Origin of the sequence: Klebsiella sp. MS 92-3 (assembly GCF_000195655.1) — a bacterium.
GTDB lineage: Bacteria > Pseudomonadota > Gammaproteobacteria > Enterobacterales > Enterobacteriaceae > Klebsiella > Klebsiella pneumoniae.
Genome location: NZ_GL882829.1, coordinates 16,967 through 27,255, shown reverse-complemented (window position 1 = coordinate 27,255; position 10,289 = coordinate 16,967). Strand labels below are relative to the sequence as shown.

General features: G+C 55.9%; 10 protein-coding genes and 1 pseudogene. 8 read left to right on the top strand and 3 right to left on the bottom strand.

Annotation, left to right across the window (positions count from 1 at the left end; translation table 11 throughout):
• Positions 1–142: pseudogene (locus HMPREF9538_RS31705) on the bottom strand (ribonuclease Z); the annotation flags it as partial.
• Between the two features lie 163 nt (positions 143–305).
• On the opposite strand from HMPREF9538_RS31705, the gene HMPREF9538_RS09160 reads away from it, so the two are divergent.
• The 4 genes from HMPREF9538_RS09160 to HMPREF9538_RS09175 are packed head-to-tail and all read left to right on the top strand — an operon-like array spanning position 306 to position 4,254.
• The gene (locus HMPREF9538_RS09160) at positions 306–1,337 is read left to right on the top strand and encodes an ABC transporter ATP-binding protein (RefSeq protein ID WP_004177837.1); all 1,032 of its coding nucleotides are present in this window, start codon (positions 306–308) and stop codon (positions 1,335–1,337) included.
• A 29-nt stretch (positions 1,338–1,366) separates the two neighbouring features.
• A complete protein-coding gene (locus HMPREF9538_RS09165) occupies positions 1,367–2,506 on the top strand; it encodes an extracellular solute-binding protein (protein WP_004177835.1) in 1,140 nt (379 codons plus the stop codon).
• Between the two features lie 60 nt (positions 2,507–2,566).
• Positions 2,567–3,400 (top strand): ABC transporter permease, encoded by an 834-nt coding sequence (locus HMPREF9538_RS09170; RefSeq protein WP_004177833.1) that lies wholly within the window; start codon positions 2,567–2,569, stop codon positions 3,398–3,400.
• On the top strand, positions 3,397–4,254 hold the full coding sequence (locus HMPREF9538_RS09175) for an ABC transporter permease (protein ID WP_009485613.1): 858 nt from the start codon (positions 3,397–3,399) through the stop codon (positions 4,252–4,254). The genes HMPREF9538_RS09170 and HMPREF9538_RS09175 overlap by 4 nt, the downstream gene beginning before the upstream one ends.
• Positions 4,255–4,300: 46 nt before the next feature.
• On the opposite strand, the gene HMPREF9538_RS09180 is transcribed toward HMPREF9538_RS09175, so the two are convergent.
• Entirely contained in the window at positions 4,301–4,582 is a 282-nt protein-coding gene (locus HMPREF9538_RS09180) for a YjcB family protein (protein WP_002885064.1), read from the bottom strand.
• Between the two features lie 506 nt (positions 4,583–5,088).
• Between HMPREF9538_RS09180 and HMPREF9538_RS09185 the strand changes: the two genes are divergently transcribed.
• Positions 5,089–6,693: an EAL domain-containing protein gene (locus HMPREF9538_RS09185; protein ID WP_009485611.1), complete on the top strand. Its 1,605-nt coding sequence runs from the start codon at positions 5,089–5,091 to the stop codon at positions 6,691–6,693.
• Here the strand turns inward: HMPREF9538_RS09185 and soxS are convergent.
• Positions 6,678–7,007: a superoxide response transcriptional regulator SoxS gene (gene soxS / locus HMPREF9538_RS09190; protein ID WP_004151738.1), complete on the bottom strand. Its 330-nt coding sequence runs from the start codon at positions 7,005–7,007 to the stop codon at positions 6,678–6,680. The genes HMPREF9538_RS09185 and soxS overlap by 16 nt on opposite strands.
• Before the next feature lie 84 nt (positions 7,008–7,091).
• Between soxS and soxR the strand changes: the two genes are divergently transcribed.
• From soxR to HMPREF9538_RS09205, 3 genes are all read left to right on the top strand, one after another.
• Positions 7,092–7,550, top strand: coding sequence for a redox-sensitive transcriptional activator SoxR (soxR, locus tag HMPREF9538_RS09195; RefSeq protein WP_002885077.1), 459 nt, complete (start codon positions 7,092–7,094; stop codon positions 7,548–7,550).
• A 259-nt stretch (positions 7,551–7,809) separates the two neighbouring features.
• Entirely contained in the window at positions 7,810–8,478 is a 669-nt protein-coding gene (locus HMPREF9538_RS09200) for a glutathione S-transferase family protein (protein WP_002885078.1), read from the top strand.
• Positions 8,479–8,866: 388 nt separating this feature from the next.
• The gene (locus tag HMPREF9538_RS09205) at positions 8,867–10,216 is read left to right on the top strand and encodes an NCS2 family permease (protein ID WP_002885079.1); all 1,350 of its coding nucleotides are present in this window, start codon (positions 8,867–8,869) and stop codon (positions 10,214–10,216) included.
• The last annotated feature ends 73 nt before the right edge of the window (positions 10,217–10,289 follow it).

Genomic DNA, 10,289 nt, shown 5'->3' with positions numbered 1-10,289 from the left:
CGCCGCGCTGCCAGAGCGCGCGGGGAACGGTGGGGCCGCAGTCGATTAACCACTGTTTGTTGTCCGCATCGATCACCCGCAGCGCGGAGGTATTTTGCGTGCAGGAAAAGGCGCTCCCGCAGCCAAGCACATCTATTTTCATTTACCCTCGCCAAAATTTTTTGCCGCTTAATTAAATTGTCATAAATACCCGACAAAGTAGGCCCACATCATGTCGAGTCAACGTTGCATTTTTTTTACAGCCAAATGAACACGTGTTCACCTTGCTAAAAAAAATGCCGCAGCAGCGCTTTCAGGTAGCGAATATGAGTTATTTACAGATCTCCGGCCTTAAAATTAGTTATGGCGATAAGGTGGTTTTACATAATATCGATCTGGCGGTAGAGCAGGGAGAGATGATTGCTCTACTGGGCCCGTCGGGATGCGGAAAAACCACGCTGCTGAACGCCCTCTGCGGCTTTATTCCGGTGCAAAGCGGCGAGGTGGCTATTGCCAGCCGAACGATCACTCATCTTGCGCCGGAGCAGCGCAATATCACCATGGTATTTCAAAGCTACGCCCTGTGGCCGCACCTGACGGTAGCGCGCAATATCGGCTATGGCCTGAAGCTGCGCAAATGGCGGGGGGCGGATATCGCGCGGCGGGTGGCGGAGCTGCTGCGAATAGTCAATCTCGAAGGGCTTGGCGAGGTGAAAGTGACCGAACTGTCGGGCGGCCAGCGGCAGCGGGTGGCGCTGGCGAGAGCCCTGGCCATAGAGCCCCAGGTGCTGGTGTTGGATGAGCCGTTATCTAATCTGGATGCCAAAGTGCGCCTGAATGTGCGCCATGAAATTAAATCTCTGCAAAAGAGACTGGGGTTCACGTCATTAATTGTCACCCACGATCAGCAGGAAGCCTTAGTGATGGCGGACCGCATTGCGGTATTAAATCAGGGGCGTATTGAACAAACCGGCACGCCGGAAGAAATATATCAACGCCCCGCGACGCCCTTCGTCGCTGATTTTATGGGGGCCGATAATAAAATAATTTCCGGTGAATTATCCGCTGCCGCAATATCCGGTTTATCTGCCGCTCAGCAGGGTGACAACGTTATTTATTTTCGCAGCGCCGATGCCGCGCTCGCTGAATTAACGCAGCCTGCGCCGCAGGAGGGGCTGGCTCTGGAAGGCGTGGTGGAGCAAAGCGCGTTTCTGGGCAATCTGTATCGTCACAGCGTGCGCTGCCATGACCGCCTGCTGCTGGCGGATGCCGCGCAGTGCTGGCCGACAAAAAGCCGCGTTCGGCTCCATGTGCCAACGCCGGCCCTGCATATTTTTCCTTTACCACTATCACAGTGATATCAGCGTGTTCATTCTGGGGACAATCCATGTTGACTAAGACGAAAGCAGCGATCGTAACGACCCTCTTCCTGAGCCTTGGCGCACAGGCCGACACCATTCTCAACGTCGCCACCGCGGGCGATCAGAATATGGTGGATTATGTAAAAACCTGGCTGGGGCCAAAATTTGAAGCCGCTCATCCCGGCGTCAAGGTGCGGGTGATCGGTACCGGCCCCGGCGACGCCGGGTCGAATAAAATTAGCGAGAAGCTAACGGCCCAGCAGGAGAGCGGCGCGCAGCAGTGGGATATCGACGTCGCGGTAGTGCACCAGAAGGCGGGCGGTGAGCAGGTGGCAAAGGGATTGCTGCAAAAATACCGTCAGGATATTCAGACCGGCGGCATGGTGAGTTCGCCGAGCGCCACCCAGGCGCTGGGCGTTAACGTTGACGGATACGTGATGCCGATGTTCTTAAGCCAGACCGCTATCGCCTGGAACAGCGATCTGGTCACTACCCCGCCGGCGTCGTATGACGAGCTGGTGGCCTGGACGCAGAAACACCCGCAGGCTTTTGGCTATAACGGCATCAAGAACGGCATGTCCGGCGTCAGCTTTGTGGTGGGCTGGATCTACGCCTACGGGACCGATGCCCAGCGTCTCTCCGCCGGGCCCTATGATAAAAGCGTCGAAAAAGGCTGGCAGCAGGCCTATGAGAAGCTAAAGGCGTTCAATAAAAACGTAACTTTCACCCCGGGCAACGCCGGGACGCTCGATATGCTGAGCCGGGGGGAAATCGCCATGGGCCCGGTGTGGGTCGATATGTTCTATAGCTGGAAAGATCAGGGCAAGCTGCCGCCGTCGATCAAGCTTGCTTTACTGGCGCCGGGCATGCCGGGCCAGCCGATGTATTACGTCATCCCGGCGAAGGCGGCGAATCCGCAGCTGGCGCGCGACTTTATCGCGCTGGCCACCAGCCCGGAAGTGCAGGCGCAGGGGATCGTCAAGCAGTTCAACTGGTATCCGGGCATCGACGCCGGGCAGGTGAAGCCGAAGCTGGATGCGGCGACCTGGCAAAAGCTGTTTGCCGAAATCTCGCCGGAAGCGCTGGCGAAGTATGGCAAAAGCTTCCCGATCGCCCCCTACTTTGACGATATCAAAGAGGGTTACGAAAGCCAGGTGGCTAATTAAACCTTTTTCCAGCCCGGGCCGCCGTCCCGGGCGCTTGCTTGTGCTGACGCCAGGTTTATTATGTCCAGTTCATTAAAATATCTGCTGCTGGTTGCCCCGGCGGCGCTGATGATCGCGATCCTGTTTTTGTATCCGCTGGGGTTTTCGCTGGTCTCGGCGTTTACCGCGCCGGGACAGCCGTTCACCCTCGATCACTTCCGCAAGGTCTATGCGCTCTACGCCAGCGATGTGCTCTTTTCGCTGCTTATTGTGCTGATCTCGGTGGCGCTGTTAGCGCTGCTCGCCATTACCCTGTCGGCAGTGATTGCGCTGTCACCCTGCCGACCCGTTGTGCGTCTGCTGGGTTTTTTGTATCGCCTGCCGCTGTTTATTCCTTTTATCGTTGTTGCCCAGATGATGCGCACTTTTCTCGCCAAAAATGGCCTGATGAACAATGCGCTGGTGGCGGCCGACCTGGTCACGCCGCTGGAGACGCTCTCCTGGCTGGGATGGAAAGGGATAGTGATCACCTTTGTCTGGAAGCAACTGGCCTTTGCCACGCTGCTGATCTGCGGGGCGATGGCGGCGCTGGAGTCGTCGCAGATCCTTGCTGCACGTAATCTTGGCGCCTCCCGGCCGCGGATCCTGTTCGATATCATGCTGCCGCAGGTCCTGCCGACTATCGGCGTGGCGCTGGTGCTGTCGACGGTGACCATGATGTCGGTGCTGTCGGTACCGTTGATGATCGGCGTGGGGACCCCGACGATGCTAACCGTGGATATGGCATTTCGCGTCAATTCCTATGGTGATTACGCGGTGGCGAATGCGCTTGGCGTGGTGTCGCTGGCGATCTGCGGCGCGCTGTCGTGGTTTTACCTGCGCCACAGCCTGCAGCAAAAAGGCGGTGAATCATGAAAGCGCTGGCCCTCGTATCAACCCCGGCATGGTGGGTGAAAGGGCGCCGTAAAGTACGCGCCAGTCCGGTGCTGCAGACCCTGCTGCTGTTGTTTATGCTGCTGGCGATGTTTGGTCCGCTGCTGAACCTGTTGATCTGGACCGTAGCGGAAAGCTGGTATTTTCCCCATTCGCTGCCCAGTCGGTGGGGGCTGAAGTACTGGTATCAGGTTTTCAATCCATACAGCGATGTCTCCAGCTCGCTGTTAACCAGCGTGCTGATCGCTCTGTTATCGGTGGGGGTCTGTTTGCTGATTTCCGTACCCGCCGGCTATGCGCTTTCCCGGCGGAAAATGCCATTACGGATGCTGTTCATGCTGCTATTTCTTATCCCGCAGGCCTTTCCTAACCTGACGGTATACATGAATGTTGCCCGATTGTTTTATCAGTGGGGATTGAACGGCAGTATCGCAGGGGTGGTGCTGGTGCATAGCGTCCACGGTCTGATGTACTCGGTGTGGATCTGTGTGGCCGCGTTTTCAGCCATCGACCCGCTGCTGGCGCGGGCATCGCGTAACCTGGGCGCCGGACCGATGTATACCTTCTGGCACATCGTGCTGCCGCAGGCGGCGCCGGGGATCGTTGCCGCCAGCATCTTTGTTTTTCTGGAGTCGCTGGATGAGTTTACCGGCACTTTCTTCGTCGGGGCGCCGGATATCACCACGCTGCCGCTGCTGCTCTATAACGCCAGCATGTCGGGTAACTATCAGGTCTCGTCGATTACCGCGCTGATTTTGCTGGTCCCATCGCTGCTCTTTATGGTGGTGATCCATAAATTTATGCGTCCGGAGATGATGGCGAAATTAGGGAAATAAGGGCTGCAGAAAACGAAAAAGCTTCCCGTCGGGAAGCTTTTTAACCTCAGGTCATCATCATTGGCCACTCTGGCGGCGTCTGACTCATGACTTCAATCATCACATCTTTGATATTGCCCCAGATTTTGGCTATATCAAGCAGGGTGATACCGAGCAAACCGGTGGCGAACCAGCAGGCGGCGGCCAGGCCGAGGCAGCTGCAGATCACCGCCAGACCGGCGTAATCGCTTTTGCGAAGCTGAATATTCAGTGAGCTGGCGAGAAACATCAGTACCGCGCTCACCAGGGGCCAGCGCAATAATACGACACTGGTAGTAATGGAAGCCATTAACCTATCCTCAAAGAAAGTCGGGAGCCATGGACGACCTGGCGCGACTGACGATGGCATAGCGCTCTGGTCTCAACTGGCGTACTAGAGAGTGATGAAACGCCATTTCTGTTTCATCAACTTGTGTGAACTATATCACACTTGGCGCTTTATTCACCAGTCAAAAAATGAGCTTTTGCTGCGTTTAATAACTATGAATTTTGTGTGGATATTGGTGAGCAACCCCGGGAAACATATTTTCATTCACTGCCTAATGATTATTATTCTGCGGGTTTTATTACCTGTTCTTGTTTATTACACGGAGAAACCGAGTCAGATGCGCGTCTATTCTTAATCTTGCCGGAATATCTTCCGAATACCTGATAAATAAGTATTATTCATCACCATCAGAGGTAAAACTGACGCTCGTGAGGGCTGTCGGATGTCAGCTGATGTCTATCGCAATCGCGATTGCTAACGTGTTCGGGCTACCTTAATTAAGGCATATCGCATGGATGTAAGCGTAAATGGGTGACAGTGCGCCGCATAAGGCGCTAAGACTCATCGGAACAGGTTTGGTTATTTTATTGCCAGTGGTGCTGGCATTGTGGTTTGCCCAGCTGCGGGCTAAAGCCGAAACCATTGATCAATTACACTCATTTTCGCAGTTGGCGCTGCAAAAAACGGAAATGGTCATCCGGGAAGCGGATCAGGCTCGGGCTAAAGCCAGCCAGTATCGCGGTGAGTTGTGTTCAGCGGAGCACCAGCGTTATTTACTGCATATTGTGCGCGGCCTGCTGTATGTGGAAGATCTGATCTACGCTAACGGCCAGCGCTTTATCTGTTCAACGTCCGTTCATCAGCAAACCGGCTGGCGGATGCCGGCGGCTAATTACACCAAAAAGCCGGATGTCGCGATTTACTATTACCGGGACACGCCGTTTTATCCGGGCTTTGCCATGAATTATATGCAGAAGGGGCCCTATGTTGTGGTGGTTAATCCCTTCTCGTACAGCTCGGTGATCGCCAGCGACCGCGATTTAGCCTATGGCGTTTTCGATACCAAAACCAACCTCTTTTTCTCGGTAAGTAACAATGTCGAGCCCGCGGAACTCCATGCGTTAATTCGCGAAGGCGATACCTTTTTTAATCAGAATGGCCGGGTGTATACGATCGCCCGCTCCGCTATTCGCCCCATCGCCGTCATTATGTCCACCTCGCGGGCCAGCTACTATCACAACTTTTGTGACCAGGCCAGTCTGACGCTGCCGCTGGGGATAATTTGCAGTATTTTACTGGTGCTGGTGTGGTCGCGCACCCGCCGACAGTATCACTCGCCGCGCAATATGCTGCAGCGGGCTCTGAGCTGCCGCCAGCTGCGCCTGCACTACCAGCCGATTATCGATATTAAAAATAACCGCTGCGTTGGGGCGGAAGCGCTGCTGCGCTGGCCTGGGTTTGACGGTCCGGTGATGAACCCGGCGGAGTTTATTCCGCTGGCGGAAAATGAAGGCATGATTGCCCAGGTCACGGACTACGTGGTGGATGAACTGTTTTATGAAATGGGTGAGTTTCTGGCCAGCCATCCACAGTTGTATATAGCCATCAATCTCTCTGCGTCGGATTTCCATTCGGCGCGGCTGATTTCACAGATCAGTGAGAAAGCGCACAGCTACGCGGTCTGTATCGGACAAATCAAAATCGAAGTGACCGAGCGCGGGTTTATCGACGTACCGAAGACCACGCCGGTGATCCAGGCGTTCCGCGAAGCAGGCTATGAAATTGCCATCGACGATTTCGGCACCGGCTACTCGAATCTGCATAATCTGCACGCGCTGAACGTCGATATCCTTAAAATCGATAAAACCTTCGTCGATACGCTCACCACCAACAACACCAGCCACCTGATTGCTGAGCATATCATCGAGATGGCGCGCGGGTTGCGGTTAAAGACGATTGCAGAAGGCGTGGAGACGCCGGAGCAGGTAAGCTGGCTCTACAAGCGCGGCGTACAGTATTGCCAGGGCTGGCTGTTTGCGAAAGCGATGCCGGCGCGGGAGTTTATGCAGTGGTTAGCCAATGCTCCCGCGCCCGCGAACGTGCCTCAGCCGCCGCGTCACGCGGAGATCTGATGGCGATAGTCGCTGGGAGTGCGGTCAAACTCGCGGCGGAACACCCGGGAGAAGGTTTGCTGCGAGACGTAGCCCAGATCCATGGCGATATCAAAGATCGGCCGCTGGGTGGTTCGCAACGCCTCCGCCGCCAGCAGCAGGCGGCGCTGGCGAATATAGTCCCCCAGCGTCTGATGCATCACGGTACGGAACATCCGCTGCAGGTACCACTTCGAGTATCCTGACTTTCTGGCGACTATATCAATGTTAAGTGGTTGATCGATATGTTCATCAATCCATTCAATCAAAGTTTGAATAATATCCTGATGGGACATAAAGCGGCCTCTCTCAATTCTCGATTCGTCGTTTTGTCTGCAGGCGAGTATAATTCCTCAAGTTAACTTGAGGTAAAGCGCTTTATGGAAAAGAAATCACCCCGCATCAAAATGCTGTTGACGCCTGGAGAAGTGGCAAAACGAACCGGCGTGGCGGTCTCGGCCCTCCATTTTTATGAGAGTAAAGGATTGATCCACAGTCAGCGGAATGCCGGCAATCAGCGGCGCTACCGGCGTGACGTTCTGCGCGCGGTGGCGATTATCAAAATTGCGCAACGTATTGGCATCCCGCTGGCCACTATCGGCGACGCGTTTGGCGTGCTGCCGGAAGGGCACAATCTCAGCGCAAAAGAGTGGAAGATGCTGTCATCGCAGTGGCGTGAGGAGCTGGATCGGCGCATTCATACCCTGACGGCGCTACGCGACCAGCTCGACGGCTGTATCGGCTGCGGCTGTTTATCGCGACGCGACTGCCCGCTGCGCAACCCGGGCGATAAACTGGGGGAAGAGGGAACCGGCGCCCGGCTGCTGGAAGACGAGTGATAAAACTAAAGCGCCACAACTGGGCGCTTTAGTTGTTTTCCGGTCTTGGTCTTTCGCATTATCTCGCTGGTTCGCGAGAGGGTTTCCCCCGACGTCGACGTCCCTCAGTATTGCGCAATCTGTTGATGGAGGTTCCGGTTTGCGTCGACACTTTAACTATGGCATCTGCCGTCGCTTTTTCCTCACTATTTTGCTGAAATTTTCCCGGCAATGAGCGCCTGTTTCTATAGTTAATTTGAACAAACTACGGGAGAGGCTCATGCTGACGGTACATCATCTTAATCAATCACGATCGCAACGCGTACTGTGGGCACTGGAAGAGCTGCAGCTGCCTTATCAGATAGTCCGCTATCAGCGGGAGAAAACGATGCTGGCGCCGGCGGCGCTGAAAAAAATCCATCCGTTGGGCAAATCACCGGTACTGGAAGATAACGGCTATGTGCTGGCGGAGTCCGGGGCGATCCTCGAGTATTTGCAGGAAACCTGGGACAGCGGCGGGTTGTTGAAGCCGCAGGGAATTGACGACAAACTGCAGTACCGCTTCTGGCTGCACTATGCCGAAGGCTCGCTGATGCCGCTGCTGTTAATGAAGCTGGTGTTCGCCAGCCTTGGCAAACCCCCTGTGCCCTTTGGCGTTCGCTCGCTGGGTTCGCTGCTGGGCAAGGGGATACAGAAAACGTGGCTCGATCCGCAGCTGGCCACCCATGCGCGGTTCATTGACGACCATCTTGCCGCGCGGCCATGGTTCGCTGGCGAGCGGCTGAGCATGGCCGATATCCAGATGAGCTTCCCGGTGATGGCATTGTTGGCGCGCGGCGGCATGCATGACCTTGTCCATATCGAGGCCTGGCGTCAGCGAGTGGAACAGCGACCGGCCTGGCAACGCGCCATCGAGCGCGGCGGCCCCTTCACCTTACCCGGCGCCTGAGATATCAGCGGATCCGATGACGTCGATAAATGAAAGCAACTCACTAAAAAATTGTTAGCGGATTGCGCATAGACGATAACGTTTGCGCATCGGCTGGTCATTTTCTGTTCGTCATAAGCGAAATTTAGCGAAATACGATAAACATCGGTTGAAAAGGGTTATCTAAAGGCCGGATAATCGTTTGCCTTTCTGTTTCGCTCCCCCTTTTTTCTGCTGTCCGGGGGAGGCGATAAGGTTGACCACCGTAGTGTATGCGCGGAGTTAAACGTTTGCTTTTTTGCGGCCCCCCTGGCGCTGCGATTCGGTACATGGAGATCGCGTTTAACTGGCAGTGGACGGTCCACCACGCATATCAACGAACGATAAAAATTTTCAGGGGAAGTTTTCTATGTCTACGCCTTCAGCGCGTACCGGCGGTTCATTGGACGCCTGGTTTAAAATTTCGGCGCGCGGCAGCACCGTGCGTCAGGAGATTGTTGCAGGTCTTACTACCTTTCTGGCGATGGTGTACTCCGTCATCGTGGTGCCGGGCATGCTCGGTAAAGCGGGCTTCCCGCCGGCCGCGGTGTTTGTCTCGACCTGTCTGGTAGCGGGCGTTGGCTCGCTGGCGATGGGATTATGGGCGAATCTGCCGATGGCGATCGGTTGCGCTATCTCGTTGACCGCCTTCACCGCCTTCAGCCTGGTGCTGGGGCAGCAGATCAGTATTCCGGTAGCCCTCGGCGCAGTATTCCTGATGGGGGTCCTGTTTACGGTGATCTCGGCAACCGGCATCCGCAGCTGGATCTTGCGTAACCTGCCGCAGGGCGTGGCGCACGGTACCGGGATCGGCATTGGCCTGTTCCTGCTGCTGATCGCCGCCAACGGCGTTGGTCTGGTGATCAAAAACCCGCTGGACGGTTTGCCGGTGGCGTTGGGCAACTTTGACAGTTTCCCGGTGGTGATGTCGCTGATTGGCCTCGCGGTGATCATTGGTCTGGAAAAAATGAAGGTGCCGGGCGGCATTCTGCTGACCATTATCGGCGTGTCGATTGTCGGCCTGATTTTCGATCCCAACGTCCATTTCTCCGGCATTTTCGCTATGCCATCCCTGAGCGATGGCCAGGGTAATTCCCTGATCGGCAGCCTGGATATCGTCGGCGCGCTCAACCCGGTCGTGCTGCCAAGCGTGCTGGCGCTGGTGATGACGGCGGTCTTTGACGCCACCGGTACCATCCGCGCGGTGGCTGGCCAGGCGAACCTGCTGGATAAGGACGGACAGATCATCAACGGCGGTAAAGCGCTGACCACCGACTCCCTGAGCAGCGTCTTCTCCGGTTTAGTCGGGGCGGCGCCGGCGGCGGTTTATATCGAATCGGCGGCGGGTACCGCGGCCGGTGGTAAAACCGGTCTGACCGCGGTGACGGTCGGTGTCCTGTTCCTGCTGATCCTGTTCCTCTCCCCGCTCTCTTATCTGGTGCCGGCCTACGCGACCGCGCCGGCGCTGATGTACGTTGGCCTGCTGATGCTGAGCAACGTGGCGAAAATCGATTTCAATGACTTTGTTGACGCGATGGCTGGCCTGATCACCGCGGTGTTTATCGTGCTGACCTGTAACATCGTGACGGGCATCATGATCGGTTTCGCGACCCTGGTTATTGGCCGTCTGGTCTCCGGCGAGTGGCGCAAACTGAACCTCGGCACGGTGATTATCGCTGTGGCGCTGGTGGTGTTCTACGCCGGCGGCTGGGCGATTTAAACCCTTCGTGCTCCTCACCGGGGGGGGCGCGCGGCCCCCGCCCTTTTTTTTTTTTTTCTTTTTCTTTTTTTTT

Coding starts and splice junctions, on each gene's coding strand:
- HMPREF9538_RS09160 (WP_004177837.1), top strand. CDS start 306: ATGAGTTATTTACAGATCTCCGGCCTTAAAATTAGTTATGGCGATAAG.
- HMPREF9538_RS09165 (WP_004177835.1), top strand. CDS start 1,367: ATGTTGACTAAGACGAAAGCAGCGATCGTAACGACCCTCTTCCTGAGC.
- HMPREF9538_RS09170 (WP_004177833.1), top strand. CDS start 2,567: ATGTCCAGTTCATTAAAATATCTGCTGCTGGTTGCCCCGGCGGCGCTG.
- HMPREF9538_RS09175 (WP_009485613.1), top strand. CDS start 3,397: ATGAAAGCGCTGGCCCTCGTATCAACCCCGGCATGGTGGGTGAAAGGG.
- HMPREF9538_RS09180 (WP_002885064.1), bottom strand. CDS start 4,582: ATGGCTTCCATTACTACCAGTGTCGTATTATTGCGCTGGCCCCTGGTG.
- HMPREF9538_RS09185 (WP_009485611.1), top strand. CDS start 5,089: ATGGGTGACAGTGCGCCGCATAAGGCGCTAAGACTCATCGGAACAGGT.
- soxS (WP_004151738.1), bottom strand. CDS start 7,007: ATGTCCCATCAGGATATTATTCAAACTTTGATTGAATGGATTGATGAA.
- soxR (WP_002885077.1), top strand. CDS start 7,092: ATGGAAAAGAAATCACCCCGCATCAAAATGCTGTTGACGCCTGGAGAA.
- HMPREF9538_RS09200 (WP_002885078.1), top strand. CDS start 7,810: ATGCTGACGGTACATCATCTTAATCAATCACGATCGCAACGCGTACTG.
- HMPREF9538_RS09205 (WP_002885079.1), top strand. CDS start 8,867: ATGTCTACGCCTTCAGCGCGTACCGGCGGTTCATTGGACGCCTGGTTT.